The sequence below is a fragment of the Bradyrhizobium sp. BRP22 genome (assembly GCF_020194175.1).
Classification (GTDB): domain Bacteria; phylum Pseudomonadota; class Alphaproteobacteria; order Rhizobiales; family Xanthobacteraceae; genus Bradyrhizobium.
Genome location: NZ_JADYVX010000004.1, coordinates 203,131 through 223,747, shown reverse-complemented (window position 1 = coordinate 223,747; position 20,617 = coordinate 203,131). Strand labels below are relative to the sequence as shown.

General features: G+C 60.5%; 22 protein-coding genes, 1 tRNA gene and 1 pseudogene. 8 read left to right on the top strand and 16 right to left on the bottom strand.

Annotated features, from left to right (window positions below; all coding sequences use genetic code 11):
* Positions 1-46: 46 nt before the first annotated feature.
* A complete protein-coding gene (locus tag I6F35_RS07810; RefSeq protein WP_225117070.1) occupies positions 47-253 on the top strand; it encodes a hypothetical protein in 207 nt (68 codons plus the stop codon).
* A gap of 15 nt (positions 254-268) precedes the next feature.
* On the opposite strand, the gene I6F35_RS07805 is transcribed toward I6F35_RS07810, so the two are convergent.
* On the bottom strand, positions 269-931 hold the full coding sequence (locus I6F35_RS07805; RefSeq protein WP_225117069.1) for a DsbA family protein: 663 nt from the start codon (positions 929-931) through the stop codon (positions 269-271).
* 125 nt (positions 932-1,056) lie between these two features.
* Complete coding sequence (locus I6F35_RS07800; RefSeq protein WP_225117068.1) at positions 1,057-1,536, bottom strand: hypothetical protein; 480 nt, start codon at positions 1,534-1,536, stop codon at positions 1,057-1,059.
* 187 nt (positions 1,537-1,723) lie between these two features.
* Between I6F35_RS07800 and I6F35_RS07795 the strand changes: the two genes are divergently transcribed.
* Positions 1,724-2,011, top strand: a complete 288-nt coding sequence (locus I6F35_RS07795; RefSeq protein ID WP_225117067.1) for a PsiF family protein — start codon at positions 1,724-1,726, stop codon at positions 2,009-2,011.
* Between the two features lie 95 nt (positions 2,012-2,106).
* On the top strand, positions 2,107-3,192 hold the full coding sequence (locus tag I6F35_RS07790; RefSeq protein WP_225117066.1) for an AbrB family transcriptional regulator: 1,086 nt from the start codon (positions 2,107-2,109) through the stop codon (positions 3,190-3,192).
* A 988-nt stretch (positions 3,193-4,180) separates the two neighbouring features.
* Here I6F35_RS07790 and I6F35_RS07785 read toward each other — a convergent pair.
* Positions 4,181-4,717 carry a disulfide bond formation protein B gene (locus I6F35_RS07785; protein WP_225117065.1) on the bottom strand — a complete coding sequence of 179 codons (537 nt, stop codon included), beginning with the start codon at positions 4,715-4,717 and terminating at the stop codon, positions 4,181-4,183.
* Positions 4,718-4,868: 151 nt separating this feature from the next.
* On the opposite strand from I6F35_RS07785, the gene I6F35_RS07780 reads away from it, so the two are divergent.
* A tRNA-Leu gene (locus tag I6F35_RS07780) sits at positions 4,869-4,953 on the top strand.
* 841 nt (positions 4,954-5,794) lie between these two features.
* Positions 5,795-6,172, top strand: coding sequence for an NUDIX hydrolase (locus tag I6F35_RS07775; RefSeq protein WP_225117064.1), 378 nt, complete (start codon positions 5,795-5,797; stop codon positions 6,170-6,172).
* Between the two features lie 244 nt (positions 6,173-6,416).
* Here the strand turns inward: I6F35_RS07775 and I6F35_RS07770 are convergent, their stop codons facing one another.
* On the bottom strand, positions 6,417-6,803 hold the full coding sequence (locus I6F35_RS07770; protein ID WP_225117063.1) for a response regulator: 387 nt from the start codon (positions 6,801-6,803) through the stop codon (positions 6,417-6,419).
* A 1,375-nt stretch (positions 6,804-8,178) separates the two neighbouring features.
* Between I6F35_RS07770 and I6F35_RS07765 the strand changes: the two genes are divergently transcribed.
* Positions 8,179-8,793 (top strand): hypothetical protein, encoded by a 615-nt coding sequence (locus I6F35_RS07765; RefSeq protein WP_225117062.1) that lies wholly within the window; start codon positions 8,179-8,181, stop codon positions 8,791-8,793.
* Between the two features lie 193 nt (positions 8,794-8,986).
* A complete protein-coding gene (locus I6F35_RS07760) occupies positions 8,987-9,547 on the top strand; it encodes a DUF4142 domain-containing protein (RefSeq protein WP_225117061.1) in 561 nt (186 codons plus the stop codon).
* Positions 9,548-9,694: 147 nt separating this feature from the next.
* Here I6F35_RS07760 and I6F35_RS07755 read toward each other — a convergent pair.
* From I6F35_RS07755 to I6F35_RS07745, 3 genes and pseudogenes are all read right to left on the bottom strand, one after another.
* Positions 9,695-10,201: pseudogene (locus I6F35_RS07755) on the bottom strand (ferritin-like domain-containing protein).
* A gap of 189 nt (positions 10,202-10,390) precedes the next feature.
* Positions 10,391-11,938: an FAD-dependent oxidoreductase gene (locus tag I6F35_RS07750; protein WP_225117060.1), complete on the bottom strand. Its 1,548-nt coding sequence runs from the start codon at positions 11,936-11,938 to the stop codon at positions 10,391-10,393.
* Between the two features lie 125 nt (positions 11,939-12,063).
* Positions 12,064-13,599 carry an alpha-amylase family glycosyl hydrolase gene (locus I6F35_RS07745; protein WP_225117059.1) on the bottom strand — a complete coding sequence of 512 codons (1,536 nt, stop codon included), beginning with the start codon at positions 13,597-13,599 and terminating at the stop codon, positions 12,064-12,066.
* Between the two features lie 349 nt (positions 13,600-13,948).
* Between I6F35_RS07745 and I6F35_RS07740 the strand changes: the two genes are divergently transcribed.
* Positions 13,949-14,173, top strand: a complete 225-nt coding sequence (locus I6F35_RS07740; RefSeq protein ID WP_225117058.1) for a hypothetical protein — start codon at positions 13,949-13,951, stop codon at positions 14,171-14,173.
* A 94-nt stretch (positions 14,174-14,267) separates the two neighbouring features.
* On the opposite strand, the gene I6F35_RS07735 is transcribed toward I6F35_RS07740, so the two are convergent.
* From I6F35_RS07735 to I6F35_RS07695, 9 genes are all read right to left on the bottom strand, one after another.
* Positions 14,268-14,744: a DUF2269 domain-containing protein gene (locus I6F35_RS07735; protein ID WP_225117057.1), complete on the bottom strand. Its 477-nt coding sequence runs from the start codon at positions 14,742-14,744 to the stop codon at positions 14,268-14,270.
* Positions 14,744-16,021: an SDR family oxidoreductase gene (locus tag I6F35_RS07730; RefSeq protein WP_225117056.1), complete on the bottom strand. Its 1,278-nt coding sequence runs from the start codon at positions 16,019-16,021 to the stop codon at positions 14,744-14,746. The genes I6F35_RS07735 and I6F35_RS07730 overlap by 1 nt, the downstream gene beginning before the upstream one ends.
* A gap of 22 nt (positions 16,022-16,043) precedes the next feature.
* Positions 16,044-16,598 (bottom strand): hypothetical protein, encoded by a 555-nt coding sequence (locus I6F35_RS07725; RefSeq protein ID WP_225117055.1) that lies wholly within the window; start codon positions 16,596-16,598, stop codon positions 16,044-16,046.
* 22 nt (positions 16,599-16,620) lie between these two features.
* Positions 16,621-16,782 (bottom strand): DUF2934 domain-containing protein, encoded by a 162-nt coding sequence (locus I6F35_RS07720; RefSeq protein WP_225117054.1) that lies wholly within the window; start codon positions 16,780-16,782, stop codon positions 16,621-16,623.
* Between the two features lie 377 nt (positions 16,783-17,159).
* A complete protein-coding gene (locus I6F35_RS07715; protein ID WP_225117053.1) occupies positions 17,160-18,230 on the bottom strand; it encodes an ROK family protein in 1,071 nt (356 codons plus the stop codon).
* A gap of 230 nt (positions 18,231-18,460) precedes the next feature.
* On the bottom strand, positions 18,461-18,940 hold the full coding sequence (locus I6F35_RS07710; protein WP_225117052.1) for a DUF3147 family protein: 480 nt from the start codon (positions 18,938-18,940) through the stop codon (positions 18,461-18,463).
* Complete coding sequence (locus I6F35_RS07705; RefSeq protein ID WP_225117051.1) at positions 18,937-19,284, bottom strand: DUF3147 family protein; 348 nt, start codon at positions 19,282-19,284, stop codon at positions 18,937-18,939. Before I6F35_RS07705 ends, I6F35_RS07710 begins: the two co-directional genes overlap by 4 nt.
* Positions 19,281-19,886, bottom strand: a complete 606-nt coding sequence (locus I6F35_RS07700; protein ID WP_225117050.1) for a cupin domain-containing protein — start codon at positions 19,884-19,886, stop codon at positions 19,281-19,283. The genes I6F35_RS07705 and I6F35_RS07700 overlap by 4 nt, the downstream gene beginning before the upstream one ends.
* Positions 19,873-20,505, bottom strand: coding sequence for a phosphatase PAP2 family protein (locus I6F35_RS07695; protein WP_225117049.1), 633 nt, complete (start codon positions 20,503-20,505; stop codon positions 19,873-19,875). The genes I6F35_RS07700 and I6F35_RS07695 overlap by 14 nt, the downstream gene beginning before the upstream one ends.
* Between the last annotated feature and the right edge of the window lie 112 nt (positions 20,506-20,617).

The window sequence follows — 20,617 nt, the reverse complement described above, 5'->3', positions numbered from 1 at the left end:
CATCCGCCGGCCATTTCCGTTATCAGCGGTCACCGGAGGGATCGTCATGCGAACGTTTTTCGGAATGATCTTGGGGGCGCTGCTGCTGATCGCGGGCGTTTATCTCTATGATTCGATGCGGACGTCGAGCGTGGCGACTGGCCAGGTCGCGCCGAACGGCCGCACCATCGTCAACTGGGACGTTGCCGCCGATGACCTGAAGGCGCTGAAAGCGCGCGCCCATGAGGATTGGCAGAAGATCTCATCACGCTAGCAATCGCATCGGGATCTAACGGCTCATGTTCGCCTTGCGCGCATCGGCGATGGCCTGCGCGAACTGCTCCTTGGTCAGGATGCCGGGCACGCGGAATTTCCCGACAATGAAAGACGGCGTGCCCTGAAAACCGAAGGCCTCGGCCTGCGCATTGTTGCGCGCAAGGATGGCATCGATCGACGTGGCATTGGCCGCGAGATCGCGATTCAGGCGGTCGATGTCGATGTTCGCTGCTGCCAGTACCTCCTGTATCCGCGGCTCGGTCAGCTTGGTGGTGAGGCCCATCATCGCCTGATGCGCCGCCTGGAACTTGTCCTGGTACTTGGCGGCCAGCGCCATGCGTGACGCGACCTTCGACACATCACCGAGGATCGGCCAGTCCTTCCAGACCAGGCGCACCTTGCCATCGTCCTGCGCCACCTGCCGTAGTTCGGGTTCGAGCTTGCGGCAGTAGGGACACTGGTAGTCGAACCACTCCACGATGCTGATGTCGCCCTTGGCGTTGCCGGCGACAGGGATCTCCGGATCGCGCAGCACGGCCGCTTCGGTCAGCACCTTCTCTTCTTCCTGCGCGGCAGCGGTACCGCCGAGCAGCGCAACACCGGCAGCCATCAGGCCGAGCGCGGCGCGGCGCGTGGGTTCCGGATTGATTCCGGCACAATCGGTTGTTGGGCTCATGTCAAATCTCGCGGCTGCCAGCGCTGTCTACGCTCGGCAGGCGGACATGTCACGCAGCTTTGCTGCGCTGTCCCAAAGACCGGCGCGGCCGGCATTGTGCTCCGGCCGCGCCATCCGCCTGGAGATCAAGCAGCGCCCTTCAGCCGCTTGGTGCATTCGCTGTAATAGCCGCCGCCCTTCTGGATCCACTTCAGCCCGCCATTGGCATTGGTGGCCTTGTTGGCATTGTACTGGTCGACGCAGGTGTGCATCCGCGCCTTGCCCTGGGTCTCCTTGGAATATTTCGGATCGACCGCGGTCGGGAATACCGCTGGACCTGCCGGCAATGCAGGCGCGGTGGCTTCCTTGGCCTCCTTCGCGGCGGGGGCCGGCGCAGGCGCGGCAGCCGTTGGTGCAGCGGGCGCAGCGGCAGGCGTCGCGTCTGCGCCGCACTGGGCCTTGCGGAAATCATTCCACTTCTGGCCGCCCAGTGTGCCGGCTGCCTTGGCCGCCTGGTACTTGGCGCTGCATTCCTGTGCGGTCAGCGCTTGCGCCGGCGCGGACATCACGAATGCGGCGAGCCCCGAGGCCGCCATCGTACAAAGCAGTTTGGCTTGAATTTTCATGCTTGTTCTCCCTTTTCGTCAAACCTCAGCGCGTTGACGAGGGCCGCATCCTAACGCAACCGGAACTTGCGACAACGCGTTGGCGGATCGCGCGGTCAAAATATTGTGGCGACCGACATGCGCGATATTCATCAGCGGTTCAGCATCGGGCGACGACCGTTTCGCCTCCACCAATTCGAGGTGCCCCATGCCGAAGCTTTCCTCCCTCGCCGCCACAACCGCTCTCGCCGCGTTCCTGCTGACAGGCAGCGCCTTCGCACAGACCACCACGCCCGCGCCGAAGGACACGGCCAAGACCGAGACCAGCAAGACCGAGACCAAGGCGCCGACGCCGGAAGAGAAGAAGGCGCGCAGCGCCGCCTCGCTGGAATGCTCCAAGCAGGCCGATGCGAAAAGCCTGCACGGCAAGGAGCGCAAGAAATTCCGCCGTGAATGCCTGAAGGAAGCCGCCGACAAGGGCGCGGGCACGAAGTAAGGACCGCGTCGACGCCGACACTTCCGAAATCCGGCGCATTGCTGCAATCGCGAGATGCATTTGTCGCGGGCTTGCGGATTTGGCATAACGCCGCCGTGAACCTGCTCCCCGCATCGATGGCCTTTGCCATTCCCAGCCGCGCCAACATCCTCAATGCGACCGAGACGCTCGTCATCGGCGCCGCGGGCGGGCTGCTGTTTTTGTGGGCGAACCTGCCGGGCGGGCTGATTTCCGGCGCGATGATCGCGGTCGGCATCGCCGCGCTCGCCGGCCGGCCGCTCACCGTGCCGCCGGCGGTGACGCAGACCGTGCTGATCCTGCTCGGCATCTCCCTGGGCTCGCTGGTGTCGCGGCAACTGATCCAGCATGTGAGCGCCTATCCGATCACCATCGCGCTGCTGGCGCTCGCGACCATCTGCTCGATCTTCGGCAGCAGCTACTATTTGCAGCGCGTGCATGGCTGGGACCAGACCTCGGCCTTCCTCGCCGGCAGCCCCGGCGCGCTGTCGCAGATCACGATGCTCGCGATCGAGAAGGGCGCCGACGTCGCCGCGATCGCCGTGGTGCAGACCATGCGCGTGATCATCCTGACCGCCGCGCTGCCACTGATGCTCGCGGTGCTCGGGATAGCTCCTGCTGCGCCGCCGACGATCGCCTCCGCCAGCGCCTCGCCGCTCGAGCTCGCGGCGCTGATCGCGGCCTCGATCGTCGCGGCATTTGTACTGCGCTGGGCGAAATTTCCGGCAAGCTGGATGTTCGGCGCGATGCTCGCCTCCAGCCTCTTGCATGGCGTCGGCGCGATCGAGGGCGGCCTGCCGCCCTGGGTGCGCGGCGTGGCGCTGGTCGGCATCGGCGCCCTGATCGGCTCGCGCTTTGCACGGATGAAGCTCTCGACCCTGCGCAGCCACATCAATGCCGGGCTCGGCTCGTTCGCGGTCGCGGTTCTGATCTCCACGATCTTCGTTGCAGCCATCACACTGACCACGCAGGTGCGCCTCTCCGACGTCGTCGTCGCCTTTGCCCCCGGCGCGATGGACGCCATGCTGGCGCTGGCGCTGACGCTGCATATCGACCCGATCTTCGTCGGCGCGCACCACCTCTCGCGCTTCGTGTTCGTGACGCTGGCGACGCCCGGCATTGTGCACCTGTTCGGCCGCCCGCAGGAAGACGTGGACGATTGAGCGGGGATCATCATTGCGAGCCAACGGGTCGCATGACGGGGTGAGGGTTCTGGTTCAAATGTCAAACAGCTTCTCCGCTGTCATCGTCCGGCTTGACCGGACGATCGAGTAACCACAGGCGGTTGTGCTTATGCCGAGGAGCCGCGGAGTACTGGATGCCCCGCCGGAGCCTGTCATCGGGCGGCGCGTACGCGCCGACCCGTTGGCGGGGCATGACGGTGGCGTGGATGTGAGGTCGCGTTCTCGCGGCATGGATTACCCGAGTCTTGCGCCTCGTTTCACCCTCTCATTGAGCAGAGGGCGCAGGGAAAGCCGGGTGCCGGTTGCACCCGTGGGCCCCGTGCAACAAAAAGCACGGGGGTAGGACCACAGGTCAACCGAAGCAACTCCGGCTTTCCCTGCGCGATGGTTTACAGGCTTACTTCGTGCTCTTCTCGGTGACCGGGCTTTCTTGCCACCGTCATCTCTCGCGCGAACCTCTTCGCGCAAAAAACTTAGCGCCAGCGTCGGGGCGCCAGAACCACACGACTTCGCCGTCCGCGTTACATGTGCTCGTCAGTTACACGCATCGCGTCCACCGCATCTCACCGCACGTTCGTGACGATCGCGACCCGCCCCTCATCTGCCGTGAGACGCGCGGAGTTAAATCACTGATTTGCCCGACGGCGAAAGCGGAATGTTTTTTCCGCGAAGACTGGACGGGGCAAATCACGTTGGAATTGCTTGCTTAATTCGCGCCGCCGCGCATGCGCTATCAGCCCCTCATGGTGAGGAGCGCCGAAGGCGCGTCTCGAACCCATGAGGCCCCAGTCTCGCCCGCGGCCCATCCTTCGAGACGCCGCTTCGCGGCTCCTCAGGGATGAGGGTGTCATCCGGGCGAGGCGATTGCAGCGGGCCGAGCCCGGACTCCATTTCGTCGCCTGCGCATGTGGCCTGATGGATTCCGGGCTCGCGCCAAGAGGCCGCCCCGGAATGACGGAGACTGCAATTAGATTCTCGCCGTCCGCGCAAAGCCCCAGGCGGCGATGGCAGCCATCAAAAGCGAGATCAGCACGTTGTAACCGGCGAGCGAGAGACCAAGGAAGCGCCACTGCACCTCGTCGCAGCGGATCACCTTGACCGTATCCAGCCGCTGCAGCAGCGTGCCGGCGCTGCCGAGATTGCCGACCGGCCCGGTGCAATCGGTCGGCCCCTGCCAGAAGCCCCACTCGACACCGGCGTGGTAGGCGCCAAGGCCGGCATTGACGAGCGCAGCGAGTGCAAGGATCGTCAGCCCCGCCAGCAGCAGCGGCCGCGGCGCATTGCGGGCGGCGGCAAATGCGACGACGACTCCGAGCGGGATCGCGAGATAATAGGCATAGCGCTGCTCAAGGCAGAGCGGACAGGGCAGGATCTCCAGCACGAGCTGGAAAAACCAGGCTCCCGCCAGCGTCGCCGCCGCGATGACAGCCACCGCCGCCGATGCCGTGAAGGCGGGATTGGCCGTATTGCGTGTGGACAGCGGATTGGCGGTCGCGAGCGTCACGGCTAAAGCTCCTGCAATACCAAGGTGGTATCCCCTGGATCCGCCGCTGTCGAGCGGCATCCGGATCAAAACCGCGCGGGTTGACCCCACCACCCCGCCCGCTATATTCCGCCCGCTTCGCGACGCCAGCCTTGCGGCTGATGGGGCGAATGCCCCTGTGGCGGAACTGGTAGACGCGCTCGACTCAAAATCGAGTTCCGCAAGGAGTGCTGGTTCGATTCCGGCCAGGGGCACCACGTAAAAAACACTAATGATAACAATAACTTAAGACGCTGGTTCGATTCCGGATTTTCCCGGAAAGTTGTCGCGACGAATTGAAAATTCAAGCAAAAGCTCACCGCAGCGGTCCACGTTGCTGGTATTTTTGCTGGTATCGCCAAGCCAAAACGCGCCGCGGCGAATTTCGCTATTCCGAACAACGGAATCGAGCAGATGGCCCACAAGAATGATGGCGCGGGTGCCAACCCAAAGCAGATCTGATCAATCTCGACTGCCGCGCCGAGCGACCGACATTCGACATGAGCGACGGACCGCTCGCGCTTTTCGGCTCGCGCACGCTGGTGCAGCATTGGGCTGATCGGAACTGTTTCGATCCCAAGAAGTCGATGCCGACAAGGGACGCGCGCAGCTTGACTCTCTTATCATCAGGCTGGTTGAGGCGGCAAGCTCATGTGATAGTCGTCGAACGCTTGTGCATGTGTGCCGGAAAGCGGATCGATTTCGCAACGCTTTTGCGACGCGTTGCCCTTGGTCGCCTGAGATAAACCGCCGCGCGTACATACGCCGTAACCAAGAGATCGTCTGCGCTCCTGACCGCTGCCCTCCGAAGGCAAAGGTCACACGTTCGAATCGTGTTGGGTGCGCCAATTTCCCTTTATCCTACAAAATGGTGCGCGCGCTCCGGTTCGGTGCGCAGCCCGGCCTTGGCTTGTTTGCGTAAGCAAGCTCATCGATTTTGTCGCCGTTTGGACGCCGGTGCGGTCATAGCTGCAGAACTGGCCAGCAGCAACACTCATCGTTGCAGGTCGGACTGAGCGATCTAAATTATCGAAGTTTGGCAAATCGGTTCGCTGTAACATGGTAAAATCATCGAAACTTGTCGCCACAAAGAACGGGCGTGTGCTGCTGGTCAGGCGGCGGCGCGACAAGCTCTGGATGTTTCCTGGCGGCCGAAGGCATGTCGGCGAGAGCGAACGGAAGTGCCTGCGCCGCGAGATTAAGGAAGAATTGCCAAAGCTAAAGCTCGGCCCGTTGAAGCTCTGGCAGGAAATAAAAAGAAAAGACCGTCGTTCGGGGCGGAAAATGAGCGATGCGATCTTCTTGACGAAAACGGCAATTGGCCGACTGAAGATTGGAGATAAAAAGGAAATCGACAAAGCGGCTTGGTGCAAGCTGCGACGACTCAAGCTCACACCGACTTCGCGCTACATCCGGGACAAGCTATTTCCGAAGTAAGTTTCGGCAAGCTTCAAACGAAGCGATCAGCTGCGCGCTGGCCGCACTTGAGTCTTCGCGTTCGATTTTTAATCACGAAGCAAACAACTTATCGTTCAATTCGGAAAAACCACAGCTCCTTCCATTTGCGAATCCTGCCTTGTGCTCCGCTTCGGTTTTTCGCCTGACAACACGCTAGCCGCCATCGATGGCATGCTAGCTTACGGCGCAGGTGCCTGCTCGGAAGTGCCCACCCGCGACAGTCTCAAGCGGCAACACGCGATTGATGCGCTATGCACAGCGCACCAAGAGAGGTCGTGATATTCTCAAGGTCGTAAGGCTTCTCACATCGATGGATGTGGTGGAAACGATCGGGCAGATAGTCGGCACTATACCCGGTCGCAAAAATGAATGGCTTCCCAACGCGCATGAGTTTGTCCGCTATGGGATAGGCTGAGGTTCCACGCAGGTTAATATCGACAATCGCGACATCGAAGCCGTCATGTCCTTCTGCCATAGCCTCGTCGAGATCAGGGACCGGACCGATTACATGAGCGCCAAGCGACCGAAGCGCATTGGCCAGGTCATCGCCGAGGAAATATTCGTCCTCGATGATGAGGATGCGGCAACCTGCTAGGGATGGCTGATGCATTATCCGTCCACCTCACCGTTGTTTCCCTCGGGACGACAAAGCCCGACAAGGAAGACCGTTCCCATCAGGGTTTCAAGTTCTTGGTTCCTCGCTTTTTCCTGCGAGGTTTCGGGGTAATCTACCGCATGGAACTCAATCATCTGGTCTGAGAGACGAGCATGAACCGTCCAATGATCCGGCTCTTCGCAGCACCATCGAAATTTCACCTCAGTGCATCACGGAGTCGGTGAAATCCTTCAGGACAACGACCCCCGGATACGTTTCTTGGACGGCAGGCTAAGGTATCACCGTCGCGCGCCACCCCCTCTGACATGGTTAAGAAAGCCAATCGCCGGCGGTGAGTGTTGTTCGGGGCTCCCAAACGAGAATTCGGAACGCCGTGGGTAGGCCAACTGCCATTGACGCGGGGGCACACGACGAACAGGATCGCGCTCCGCCGGCGTATCGCGGCCCCCCATGATTTCACATGCGGCGACTGCTCCTCTGCGCAGTCGGACTCACTTCGCGGGCATGCATCTTGAAATAACGGAGATACGGCTCAGTTTCTAGCAATCGCCAGTACGAGGCGCGGCTCATACGATGAAGTGGTTCAAGCCGTCGGCCGACCGCGCCGTGCGCCGGCAGCTTCTTTCAAGGACATTCGGTCGGCATCTGCTGCGCGGGAAACATCTGCAATCATTGCCAGCCGCGCTTGGAGGAGGCCCGTCAAGCCCTCGAGGAATACGCGAACGATCTACGGGAGAAACTCCGTGCGCGGCTCCATTGAGCCGCCGCCACCGTCCGTATCTCCGCCCCGCTGGACCTGGGTTGAATTGGACGGTTCGCGAATGCGTCAAACGCAGTATTCTCCCCAATTCGCCGGTTGGCGCACGATCGGTAGGCGCCGGCGGCTGAGAGACCGACCGCGCCTCACCTTCCTTGACGGGGGGCCATTAATTTCCCCTCTTGCCGAACGCCTCAAGCTTGCTCGTCGCAACGTCGTCAGAGATCCCCAAATCGTGGGACGGCTCTGCGCAGTCCCACACTCTCTTTAGGACGGGCGGGGCCTTTCGCCTTTGCAGTCTATGCGCAACAGTCCGCTTGAACTCGACAGCATCAACTCACCGACCGGTTTTCGCGCAAGATAGTACGTCCCGCTACCAGGTTAGCGGTGGACCTCGAGTTCACCTGCGACCGCTAACGCCAGAACAGCGCGAGCAGCAGGATGACGGGGAGCGGGATGCCCAAGAGCCACAATAGGGCGCCTCTGCCGAATGTCATGGTCAATCCTCCTCCTTTCTAGGCATCAAGCCTCAACCAGGTCCGCGGTTCCAACGGATTGGAACTTACGTGTGAATTTGATCTTGAATCCCAAATCGTATTTGAGGAGATAAACATGGCTACACGCGCGGTACCGCACGCTTTCTTCGCCTGGACCTGGTCACCTGTCCTGGCGGGCGTATTTGCTTCATTGGTCGTCCAAATCCTCTTGACCATGCTGGGCTTTGGCATTGGCCTGCTCGCCATCGACACTGCCACCGCCGCCTCCGCGCCTGCGAGCGCTGGCTGGCCCGCCTTCGTCTGGTGGGCCGTTTCGGGCATCATTGCCGCCTTCATCGGCGGCGCCATCGCAGCCGCGAACTCGCCTGATCAGAGCGGTTTGGGGCGTGTCGGACATGCCTTGGGAGCGTGGGCGGTCGCGACCGTCGTCGTGGTGGCGGCAGCAGCGATGATACCTGCTTCGGCTGGCAGCATCGCGGGCAACCTCGCCGGCCCAAGTTATGCGGCGAACGCCCGCATCGCATATTATTCGAACAATCCGACGCGTGAAACAGTGGGCTCGACGAGCAGGCCGGGAACGCAAGCTCAAATGGAGGAGGCGCGCAGGCACCTCGCCTATGCCATGCTTGCCAGTTTCTGCGCGCTTCTGTTGGGCGCCGGGGCTGCCTATGCCGCCGGAATGGCAACCACCGCACGAGCGGTCGAAGATGCAGCAAGACCGGTGACTTGACCGCTTAGCTTATCTGGCGGGCTTCTGTTATGGCCGGTCGCCGCTACGACTTAATCGCCTTGAGAGCTCAGCCACGACGACGTCGTCCGATTCCTCCCCGCCAAATTCGCCGAGGAAAGGCGGCGACACCAACTCACACCATGGCGCTCCGCAAGGACGTCAACTGCAAGACCGCAAGCTGATGGAGATACACATGAGACCCACCATAATAGCAATGGCGTGCATTTTGCTGGCGACGCCGGCACTGGCCCAATCAGTCAGCGAGAAGACCGGCGTCAATTCCGTACTCGGGGTCAGCCCCTCGACGGTGGATTTTGTCAAGCAGGTCGCGATATCGGACATGTTTGAGATCGAGTCCAACAAGCTCGCACAACAGAAGGGAAATGCAGCGGAGAAGACCTTCGCTTCCCAAATGGTAACGGATCACACTAAAACCAGCACTGAGCTGAAGGGACTTGTCACCAGTGGCAAAGTGAAAGCCGAATTGCCCAGCGCTCTCGATTCATCGCATCAAAGCAAGCTCGACAAACTCAAGGGTGCCAACGGTAACGATTTCAGCTCCGAGTTCAATTCGATGCAGGTCAGCGCTCATAAGGATGCCGTCGACCTGTTCGAGCGTTATGCAAAGGGGGGCGACAACTCGGAACTGAAGGATTGGGCCGGCACAACCTTGCCCGCGCTAAAGCATCACCTTGAGATGGCGCAGAATCTCGACAACAAGCCCGCACCGACGGTCGGCGAAGGCAAGAAATAGCTGAAAGGGAGCCGCTGCCAGGCGGCTCCCTCCGCCTCTTGCTGCCGCTGGCGGTTGAACCGATCAGGCGGCGGTGGCTTCATTGTGAAGACCGCGTACACCGCGATGTAGCGCCAATGCTCCAACGAGCGTGTCGGCTGACTGCCGCTAAGCCGTCTTCCGATTGATCGCGGCTTCGGCCAGCTTGTTCAACGCGGCGTCGGTTTTCTTTTCTTCCTCAAGCGTCTGCTCGAGGAGCTGAACCGCCTGCTTCATGCCCAATTGTTCAGCCCACGCAATCAACGTGCCGTATCGCGATATTTCGTAATGCTCGACCGCCTGAGCACCCGAGAGAAGGCCCGCGTCCAGCGCCGGAGAATCTTCGAAATCCTCCATCACTTCTTCGCCCTCCTCAACCAGCCCCAGGATAGCAGGGCAGGTTTTCCCCCTTGGGAGTCTGCTTCATCAATTTGAAAACTCGCCGCAGCCGCTGGATTTGTCCCTCTGTCTCGCCGGCATGTTTTTCAAAGGCATCGCGCAGGTGGTCAAAATTCGCAGCTTTTGCCATTTTTGGCAACGCAACGAGTATCTTCCTTTCGGCGTATTGAGGGTCTCCAGGAAGAGGTCTTCAAGTGTCTTTCTGGCCCGGCATAGCTTCCTCCTTGTTTGTGACACGACCCAACAGCGCCTTTCCTCCAATGTCCATGAGTGTGGCTGTCATCGAATCATTCGCTTGGAAGCAACATGAAAAGGCCCGTTTCCGAGGGCCTTTCACTAAGGGGTACATCCGCCCTTGGCGCCTGACAAATGGCAGGAGCAACGAGCCATCATCAGTGCGAGCAGGCATACGGCGGCCAATCGGAGCTATTCCGCGGCCTCGTGGTGCGCCGGCTTCTCGAGGTCTGCAAGCGGGGATACTGCCGGTCCATTGAGCGCGGTGCCATCGGGCGCGAACTGCGATCCGTGACACGAGCAATCCCAACATTGCTCCACCGAATTCCAGTGCACAACGCACCCCAGATGCGTGCAGCTGGCAGAACGCAGATGCAGCTGTCCTGCCTGGTCCCGGCATGCGGCGACCTTTTGCAGTCCGCTACGCACCAGGCAGCCCTCGCCTGGCCGCAACCGCTCGACGGAAGCGATTTCGTCCGCCGAAAGATACTCCGCGAAATTCTTCAACGGTGTGATGTTCTCGCTGATGTATTCACCGATGTTCTTGTGGACTTTCCGTGCCGGCGAATAGATGTCCTCCCACGCACTGGAGCCCGTAGTTATCAGGTCCGCGATCAGGATGCCGGCAACGAGGCCGTTGGTGATGCCTTGTCCGGAATCGCCGCTGACGATGAAAACATGCTCTTCGTCCGGCGAGCGGCCGATGAACCCGACGAAATCTGTCGGCTCCATGACTTGTCCCGACCAGCGATGGGTTATCGCGCCCATGTCTGGCAATCGTGCGCGCGCCCAGTGCTCCAGCGCCGCAAAGCGTTCTTCGCCGTCATCGGCCTCGCCGGACTTGTGGTCTTCACCGCCGATGATCACGAGCACCTCGTCGGTAGAGAGCGGCTGCAGGCGGACATAATGGTAGGGCTCGAGCGTATCCCAATAGAGCGCGTCGACCAGCACGCCGCCCGGCAGCTTCGCCGCGATGACATAAGTGCGATAGGGCGCCTGTTTGGTGTGGATAGCGACTTCAAGGTTGACCGGAGAGTTGGTTGCGACGACCACGTCAGTCGCCCGCACCTCGTGCCCGGACGACACTTTCACCACGACCTCGTCCCGCTTGTGCTCGATGCTCTCGACGCAGCTGTCAGCGTAAAGTTTTGCGCCAGCGCGCTGCAGGGCGCGGGCCAGCCCGGCGAGATATTTCGTGGGATGAAAGCGCGCCTGCCCGGGAAATCGTAGCGATCGCACCATACCCTCGGAGTGGAAGGGCGTCGCCGTCTGGCGGTTCTCGACGGGAATGCCAAGCCGCTGGCAGCACTCGAGTTCCTCGTCCAGCAGAGAACTCGGCGTCTCCGGAGCCGGCACCCAGAGACCGTCGACCCTGCAGAAATCGCAATCGATATATTCGAGATCCTGGATCGCTTCGGCGCGGCTGATCGAGGCCATGACGCTCTGGTAGTAGAGCCGCGCACATTCCTCGCCGCGCACGCTCACCAGCTCCTTGTAATAGTCGTCCAGCGCCGTGGCGAGATGCGCGGTCGTGCGCGCCGTCATGCCGCTGCCGATGCTGCCGCGATCCAGCACGATCACGGAGCGCCCGCGGCTAACAAGCTCATAGGCCACCGATAGCCCTGCGATCCCCGAACCCACCACGACCACGTCCGCCCGCTCGGATCCCGACAGACTGGGGGCTTCGACCACCGGGACATCCATCCAGAGCGATTGCGTATACTCATCCCGCACGTTCATGACGCACCCTCTCAAAGAGGGCCAACGGGAGGGCGGAAAAAGGGTTCCATCGGTATGGGTCGGCGGGGACTCTTCGGCCAGACCGCGGTCTGCCCAACTCTTTGCCCGCTCTTTTCGCGGCGCACTCAACGACTTACTTTGACGATGACTCCCTCGTTCGGCTTCAGGTGGATTGGTCCCGCTACTTTTTCCTGGTTGCGGTCTAGACCAGTCGATAACAATCGGACGCCGCAGCCTTCCCACACCCAAAGCCGTGGTTCTCCGGAAAAATTGAGGCCAACGAGGATTTCCGTATCGTTCATCCTGCGCCCGAACGAGAAGACGTCGTTCTGTGCCCGGCGCGGCAGATACTCTCCCTGCAACAGGCAAGGCTCCTCCCGGCGCAATGCAATGAGTTCACGATAGAGGTTCAAGAGCGAATTCCGATCGCCCTGTTGGGCTTTGATATTGCGGGTGCGGTCCCGGCTCAGCGGCAACCAGGGTTCGCCACTGGTGAACCCGCCTCCCTCCGTGTCGTCCCAACGCAAGGGTGCCCGCTCAGGATCGCGACCGAGGTCAAAGCCCTTCATGAGTTTTTCAAACGGGTCCTGGACGCGGTCCGATGGAATCGGGACCTGTTCCGAACCGATCTCATCGCCGGCGAACAGGAACGGTGTGCCCCTGATCGTCATCAGCAGCATCGCAAGAACACGTGCCTGAGACTGACCTACTTTGCTGGCGACCCGGTGCTTGTCATGTCCGCCGATCACGAAGTCCGGCCAGGCACCTTGCGGAAGCGCATTGAAATAGGCATCGATCGTCGCCTGAAGCGAGATCGCATTCCATTCCGAATCGAGCAATGCGAAGTTCAGCGGCAGGTGCAGGCGCGGCTTGCTGTTTCCGTAGAAATGGCCGATCCGATCAGTCTTGCCCTGCACCTCGCCGCAGAGAAGTTTTCCGTCATACCGGTCCAGAACTTCCCTGACGTATTCGATGCAGCGCATGGCTTCCGGCCTGTCGTCCGTAAACAGGGGCATGAAGGCCTGAGGAGGTGGCGTCTTGTCGTTGGCCTCCGGGTCCGGCGGATTGTCGCGCAGCAGATCATCCTTGATCAACACAGCGCTCGCATCAACCCGGAAACCGTCGACGCCGCGCTCGAGCCAGAACCGCATCACGGCTGCGATGGCTTCTCGGACCTCGGGGTTTCGCCAGTTGAGGTCCGGCTGGCTCGGCAGAAATGAATGATAGTAGAACTGCCGGCGCTCCTCACACCATTCCCAAGCACTGCCTCCGAAACGGCTGAGCCAGTTGTTCGGCGGACCACCATTGGCGCCAGCTTCCGCCCACAGATACCAATCGGCCTTCGGGTTGTTTCGCGAGGCGCTGCTTTCCCCAAACCAGGCGTGCTGATCGGAGGTATGATTGGGAACGAGATCGAGAATGAGCCGGATGCCTGAATCGTGCAAAGCACGTAGCAGGTGATCGAAATCTTCCAGGCTGCCGAAACGCGGATCGACCGAGCAGAAATCGGCAATGTCATAGCCGAAGTCATGATTGGGGCTCTTGTAGATGGGCGTCAGCCATACCGCGCCGACGCCAAGCCAAGTGAGATAGTCGATACGCTGCAGAAGGCCGACCAAGTCCCCCTGTCCGTCGCCGTTGCTGTCCTGAAATGACACCACGGCGATCTCGTAGACGACCGCGCTACGCCACCACGTTTCATTGGAAGCAGGTGCGGATTTCCTCGGCGGTGCACTCCTACTCACGCGGAAAGCAGTCTCCCTTGATGACGCCAGCGTCGCCCAACCTAGGCGGTCTTCAACCTCCGGGAAGAGATCTTTGTTCCTACGAGCACCGCGGCGTCTCAGGCCACTTCCGTCATTCTACTAGACGCGTGGCAGTTCGCTCGCATCGGCCCCCGCTCTGTCGCATTGCAGTTCACATGAAGCGTTGAAAGCCACGCGTAGTGGCACGTTGCCGTCATTAGGAACGCATTTCCGTTCGGCTGGTTGGCCGTGGAGAGCTCTTTCCATGTCCCTGAGCAGACAACGCAAGATCCATCAAAGCGAAAACGGCGATAGCTGGTGGCTTTGTCAGGACTGCAAGGGCGTATTCATTTTGCATGAGACGAACATATTTGCCGGAGGAGACGTTACAAAAATCGGACTCGCAGAGTTTTTGGCCAATGACAGCGGCGCGCCTGAACACCAGGCGTTCTTGAAGATGATCGGCGGCCTAACAGGTATCCTCACATAGCCGGTCGACCGTGCCCCGCAGGCCGACAATTATGCAAGCTGGCAGTCGATCGCGAGCGGAGCATCCTGGTCTGCTCGGCGATTGCTCCCACGCTTCAAGAAAACGGGAGTTGAGGTTTGGCTATCATCAGCCAGAGTATAGCGCCCACCGCCATGAACGCTGGAATGCCGAAGGCAAACCACAACCAGAAAATTCGGTAATATTCAGGCGGCAAAGGCGAACCTTTTGCCACTGCGATTGACGCAAGATCCCTCAGGCGCATTTGCATCCAGACGACTGGCAGCCACAGTGCTCCGGTGATGACGTACAGCACCATCGACCAAACGATCCATCCTTCCCAGAAGGAGTAGCCGACGTGCAGCACGAGCAGCGAGCCCGTGATGGGCTGTGCAACGACGGCGGTGGCCGTGAAGATAAAATCCGCAATCACAACAATTCGGGCGACGCCCGCGACGACGGAGGGCTTTCCGCCGAGGTGAGCTGCAAGCATGAAGAATGCAATGCCGGATCCTGTGCCAAGCAAGACCGCGGCGCCGACGATATGTAGGTACTTGAGAACGAAGTACAGCATCATCGATCTTCAAGAACAGCCAGCGCTGCGAAATGCAGGACGATAATCGGCCAAATTTTCAGCATCGGTCCAAGCGGATCGGCCCATAGGCGAGGCACAAGTATGGTCCCGATGATCGCGTAAGTGAAGGAAATCGCGATCGCCGCATACAGTCCGTACCGGCTGGTTGGGCGATAGGCAATCGCGAGTCCAATCACCAGGTCGGATAATGCGCCGGCGACCACCGTGAGCGCCGCACTCGTTCCTTCGACGCCGCCCTCGCCCATGAGGCCCATACCGTAGTCCCAGCCCGGCCCCAGTGAGACAAAGGCGGTCGAGATCCAGAATAGAGATAGCACGATAAATATCGCTGGCTTGAGCAAGTACATGCGCGCAAACCAACGTTCCTGCACTGAAGCTGGTTCGGAGGCGAAGAAATCCGGAAGGCCTTTTGGATGTAGCCCAAGCCGTTGCATGTCTTCAAGATCGCCGACCGCGCCTCGCCTGATCTCCCGCTCGGCAGTGCTGCGTAACGGGGGGCGCCAGCCCAAAAGCGAAATCATGTCACCCAGTTTGTACATCACGCTCGAAGCAAAATTCGGCAAACGGATCTCGTGCGCCGGAGGCCAACGGTACCAACGGCGGATCAGTGCAATGACTTCATGGAAAGAATGGCGATGCGGGCCGACCAGTTCGACAACTGTCCGTGTGGGCGCACCGGGCTCTAGACAATGCTGCACTGTTTGCACGACGTCCTCAAGCAGGACGATCTGGAGCTGTCCTGTGTTCGGCATTACCGGCAGAGCCGGGAGGGCCGCCAAGCCTCGCATGAGCGCGCTGGCCCCATAGGCCGCCCGACCGATCACGACGGACGGACGCAAGATAATCCAGTCGAGGTCACGCCCCATCAGAGCCTTGTCGCCAGATAACTTCGTTTCTGAGAACGCGCTGGGGGTTTGCCGGTCTACGCCGATCGCGGAGAAATGGATCACTCGGCGGATTTTGAGTTGCTCGCACGCGGCAAAGAGATTCGCGACGCCGCGGTGATGGACCATTGACGTGGACTCCTTTGTGCTATCCTGGAGCACCCCGGCGCAATTGACTACGGCCTCTACGCCATCGAGATGGGGCAGCCAGTAAGAGGGAGACGTCGCCTCGTTAAGGTCGACCGAGATAGCGCCCGGACTCGCAATGCCTGCGCTTCTACTCATGGAAATTACTGAGTGGCCGCGCGAGGACAGGTCAGCCACAATCGCGGACCCTAACAGTCCTGTCCCTCCGATGACGGCAACCTTCATTGATGGTCCTCCGCGTTCGGAGTTAAGCCCTCGTCCGCGACCGTATGCCTCGAATGAATTCCTCCATATAGGGAAGGACTTCAAACATCAGGACTGCGAATAAGAATGCAGCCACGTAAGCCAGGGGTAATGGCTCTCGCTTCAGGACGAGTTCATAACTTGCGGGCTCAGAACCCAGCCCCCAGAGGCTAAGGAATTGCGGCCAGTTCAAGATAATCACGATAACCATCGCCATAAGGGGCATCAGCTCAAGAAAACTGTGGACCTGCTGTTCGATGGGCGTAACAAGCCGCTTATGGCTGGCGAATGTTGTGTCCCAGAGGGCTGTCAGCTGATGCACAACGAAACCGGCGATCATAGCCGCAATAATAAGAGCGTTGATCTCCAAAAAAATCGCCGCCAGCAGTGGTATCGCCAGCTCGATCAACATCAACAGATGAAGCAGAGATTCCTTATAGCCGCTCGTCGTCTCAATCCGAGAAGCGCGATGGCAAAGGTAATCAGCAAAGCCGGCCAATAACCAGAGGGGCAGCACAAAGTACAGCAATACGGTTTCGGCCGCTACGGAATGAGGCATCCGGTAAGCGCTTCTTCTCTGTTTACAGGCTGTCTGGAGTACGGAGGGGAGATGACTTATCCTCGTTTCGCAACTCCTGCTCCGCCAACCGCCAGAACTCTTCTTCCCTGCCTTCGGGTTTGCCGCTCCGCTCCCATATCTCATAGGCGCGCTTCTCGATTTCCTTTTCAGTCGGTTGGTTCACCACGTGCCTCCTTCAAATCTTTAGGGATTGTAGGGTGAGTGTCGGCTATCGCGGCCTCTCCAACAGTTTGCCGTCAGCGACTCGCTGGGCCGCCTGCGACCACAGCCGTATATTTGCACTCGCCGGCTCCAACCTCCCTCCGGTGATAAACCTGCGAAGTCAGCGAGGTTCCTCCGTTGAAACCTCGCCTCAGAAGCGGCAAAAAGTCGCCCTGGGGGCCGAACGAAATCGCGGTGCTGACCGCTACCTACGCCGACCAGGAAGGAAATTCGGGGTTCTTCCTGAGATGCTGATCTTGGTCACCTCCGAGGCGGCGATTCACAACCTGGCCAAATCGCGCTCCTTCAGCCGAGATCGGGTCACCTTCTCTCAATAACTCAGCGTTCGCCCTTGCCATTGCGATTGGTAAAGCGGGCGTTACCGAGACCGGTGCCGATCGTCAGTACGCCCCAGCGCTTCACATCCTGCATGAAGGGGACCTCAGAAAGTCCCTGCACGACACCATCGTTGTGCATGACGACGGCTGTGTCGTTCTCCCCGATCCGTGCGATCGCTTCGACGAGACTCACCGGCAAATTGAACTTGCTGCTCTCCCAGTTACCGGGCAGGTTCTGCGCACCCTTTTTGATCGAGCCGTCGCTCGCGATGACGCCTGGGCATGCGATGCCGATGAATGGCGCGAGCTTGAATCCCTCGTCTTCCGCCTTCGCGATCAGTTCTTTGAGCATCTTGACCAGGCGCTTTACGGCGTTCTCCCGCGACGGCTCGTCCTCGGCATGACGCCATAACTCGAACTTCCACACGCATGCCTTAGAGAGGTCCGACGCCTTCTTGCGACGCGTTTCCACGACGCCGCAGCGGATATTCGTGCCTCCGATGTCCACGGCAAGGATGGAGTCGTGAGCTTCGAAGACCCAGGAAGGAGCGAGATATAGCGCCCCGATAAGGCCGGCGTCGTCCGGGTGAGAATGGATCGGGCGCATCTCAACCTTGAGGCTGTCTGCCTTGAGGAGGATTTCGGCGCGCGCGATGGCGAGTTCGCCCAGTCGGCTGTCCCGAAAACCGCCGCCCACCACGATGCGCTCGGTCTTCTCCCAGGCCTTGGTTTTTAGGAACCGACGCGTTACGCGCGCAAGCTCCTGCGCGAAGTCCTCGATGGCACTGTGGACGACGACCGAGGCTTCAGGATCGTCGCCGCCAAGGACGGCGTCGAGCTCCTTCTTGCTGATGTCTTCGGAAAGCTCCTTGCCGAAAGGGTCTTCGCCAGATTTGCGCAGCGGCTTTCGCCACTTTTCGAGGATTTCCCGGAAGGCGCCCTTGCTGGCGCGGTCCCCGAGGAATTCGTCCTCATCTTTCAGTTCAAGATTGAAACTGTCGATCTCAACCCACGGGAGGCGAGAGGCGCCGTGCACGGCTATGCCACTGGTTGTGATCGTTTCGTCAGCCATCCTGAACCTTGCAACAAAAACCGTAGGCACCAAACGGGCGGTTTTCTTTTCAACACGCGCTGCTGATCGCGGTTCCTCGCGTCTCCTTTTCGCCGGCAGGTCATGGGATGATCTGCGGCGATCCCCGCTGCTCGGCCCCTGTCGCAATCCGGTCTCGCCAAAATGAGGCTCCAGAGCTAGCGAGCGGGATCATCCGCCTCCTCATTATGAAAAGGCCGCCACGCACACGGTCAGTCCTGTCGCGTTCGCGAACCGGAGCCGCTGTTCTGTTGCACTGTTCGCATCGATCGCATTTTCCGGCGCACGTACCAAGCCAGGACCGCGATAATCAGCCAGGCGAGGGATGCGCCGACGAAAGCGGCAAGGATGTTGCTGCGTAAAACCAGCATCGCAAACCCCACCGCAAAGGCCAGCATGCCAAGCGCGCCAAGTGCAGCGCCAGCGGCATCCACGGCGGCCGCCATTTGCCCGCGGCGTTCGCCGGCGAGACCCGCTTTACGCTTGCGGCGGATTTCGTGCTTCTCAATCAGAGTCGCGCTTGCGCAGAAAATGGCTGGAAGAGCAAGAAAAACGCCCCCGACGACCGCTCCATAGCGGCTGCTGACGAGGCCAGTAAAGACGGTCGCAGCGCCGCCGAGCGCGAAGCGTACCATGTATTCGTACCAGCGGCCTTCCTTGAGAGATGACGGCGAAAACCGGATCGGGCTCACGTCTGGCCTCCGGCGAACAATAGCAGCCCGAAGGCGGCGACCAGCCAAACGACCAGCGATAGCAACGTAGCAGTTACCGCTCGCAGCTTTGCACGGACAAGCAGATGGCAGACGACGACACTGTAGACGGCGAGCGCAATCGCTCCTGCAATCATCGCCTGGGCTTGCAAGGCGGCGTAGTTGACCCCGTGCTGATACACCGCGATTCCAAGCGTGGCGAGCGCGACCGACGGCGCTGCTCCGAACAGGCCGGCGAAGCTTTTTGGACGCAGAAGATCGCCCAGCATGGCAAATGCCGATACGACGGCACCCCCGACAAGGAAGCGGATGACGTACTCGGTCATTTCGCTTTCTTCCAGATTTTCGTGAGCGGCCCGCCGGCCCCAAAGACCGGATCCTTGCGCGGCACCGACACCTTCGGAATGGCCTTCAACGCCCGCTGACGGTCTTCGTCGCTTGTGCACTCGTCGTATGTGCCGGTCGGCGGGTAGGCCCCGACGACGAGGAACTCATCGTCTGCGGAAAGGCACTGATGGCCCGTGCCGGCGGGAAGAACCGCGACGTCTCCAGCTTTCAGCGTGAAGATCCTTCCCTTGTTGCCGCCGAACCGAACGCGGCCCTTACCGCGCGCGATGCCGAGCGCCTCATGGATCCTGGAGTGATAATGCACGTAGTCGTAGATGCCATCCCGCCAGCTGTCTCCCCATCCGTTCGCTTCAAACAGGTCTTCGATAACGGCCGCAGCATCGAGGCCCTCATCGAAAACAAGGGCGTTTCGATAGAGAATGAGCGGCCATCGCGGATGATTGGGGACGAGACCGTCGTCCTTGAAGCGGACCGTATGAGGCTTTCGCACTCGCGCGAGATCCACAGCCTTCCGCTTGCCGGGGCGCAGCAGACCGGTCGCGCGCTGCACGTATCCCTTCAGGTCTTCAAGAGTGGGCATGATCGTCCTCCCTTGAAATCCCGTTCGGGTAGCCGGTCCAAAGCCTGAAGGCCCGTTCAAGAACCGCCCCGAGCGCGAACCCGGCAACGACATCGCTCGCCCAATGGGCCAGAATCACTATGCGCGTGAGCGACAGGCCGACCGCGATCGCGCGGATCGCCTGCCGTGGGCCGGGCGGCAACGCGCTGGCTCCCGATGCGAGGGCACCCATGTGCAGCGCGTGACCTGAGGGAAAAGCATCCTTTCGTTTGCCGGAAAGCGGGACGCCGTGAATGTGCCCGATCACCGTTCGACGGTCCGGCCGAGTTTGGTCGAACACAAGTTTCAAACCATGGGGCAGCAGCGATGCAGCGACCGTCACGAGGAGAGCATGGTTGCCTGCGCGCCGCAGCGGCACCCCACAGCCGCGGCAAGCGAGCCAGCCGACGGCTGCCACGACCAGCAGGACCTTCTCATCGGCGCCCCAAGTCAGGGCGCGGGCCACCTGCTCCGGAGCAGGCGCGGTATTGCGGGCGATAGAATGTGCCAACGCGACATCCGCTCTGGTAGGTCGGACAGTCACCGGAAAGCTTGGCCTGCGGCCAATGCGCCTTGCTGATAATCTGGTTATTCTGAACATGTCTCAAGATCGGAAAGGTAAGTACCTTTTCAACGCTCCAGGCGCCGCCGAGGTCCTCCCTTCCCTCGAATCCGACTTCCAAACAGAGCGCCGTGGTTTGGCGCTCGGGGCG

Coding starts and splice junctions, on each gene's coding strand:
- I6F35_RS07810 (WP_225117070.1), top strand. CDS start 47: ATGCGAACGTTTTTCGGAATGATCTTGGGGGCGCTGCTGCTGATCGCG.
- I6F35_RS07805 (WP_225117069.1), bottom strand. CDS start 931: ATGAGCCCAACAACCGATTGTGCCGGAATCAATCCGGAACCCACGCGC.
- I6F35_RS07800 (WP_225117068.1), bottom strand. CDS start 1,536: ATGAAAATTCAAGCCAAACTGCTTTGTACGATGGCGGCCTCGGGGCTC.
- I6F35_RS07795 (WP_225117067.1), top strand. CDS start 1,724: ATGCCGAAGCTTTCCTCCCTCGCCGCCACAACCGCTCTCGCCGCGTTC.
- I6F35_RS07775 (WP_225117064.1), top strand. CDS start 5,795: ATGGTAAAATCATCGAAACTTGTCGCCACAAAGAACGGGCGTGTGCTG.
- I6F35_RS07770 (WP_225117063.1), bottom strand. CDS start 6,803: ATGCATCAGCCATCCCTAGCAGGTTGCCGCATCCTCATCATCGAGGAC.
- I6F35_RS07765 (WP_225117062.1), top strand. CDS start 8,179: ATGGCTACACGCGCGGTACCGCACGCTTTCTTCGCCTGGACCTGGTCA.
- I6F35_RS07760 (WP_225117061.1), top strand. CDS start 8,987: ATGAGACCCACCATAATAGCAATGGCGTGCATTTTGCTGGCGACGCCG.
- I6F35_RS07750 (WP_225117060.1), bottom strand. CDS start 11,938: ATGAACGTGCGGGATGAGTATACGCAATCGCTCTGGATGGATGTCCCG.
- I6F35_RS07740 (WP_225117058.1), top strand. CDS start 13,949: ATGTCCCTGAGCAGACAACGCAAGATCCATCAAAGCGAAAACGGCGAT.
- I6F35_RS07735 (WP_225117057.1), bottom strand. CDS start 14,744: ATGCTGTACTTCGTTCTCAAGTACCTACATATCGTCGGCGCCGCGGTC.
- I6F35_RS07730 (WP_225117056.1), bottom strand. CDS start 16,021: ATGAAGGTTGCCGTCATCGGAGGGACAGGACTGTTAGGGTCCGCGATT.
- I6F35_RS07725 (WP_225117055.1), bottom strand. CDS start 16,598: ATGCCTCATTCCGTAGCGGCCGAAACCGTATTGCTGTACTTTGTGCTG.
- I6F35_RS07715 (WP_225117053.1), bottom strand. CDS start 18,230: ATGGCTGACGAAACGATCACAACCAGTGGCATAGCCGTGCACGGCGCC.
- I6F35_RS07705 (WP_225117051.1), bottom strand. CDS start 19,284: ATGACCGAGTACGTCATCCGCTTCCTTGTCGGGGGTGCCGTCGTATCG.
- I6F35_RS07700 (WP_225117050.1), bottom strand. CDS start 19,886: ATGCCCACTCTTGAAGACCTGAAGGGATACGTGCAGCGCGCGACCGGT.
- I6F35_RS07695 (WP_225117049.1), bottom strand. CDS start 20,505: ATGTTCAGAATAACCAGATTATCAGCAAGGCGCATTGGCCGCAGGCCA.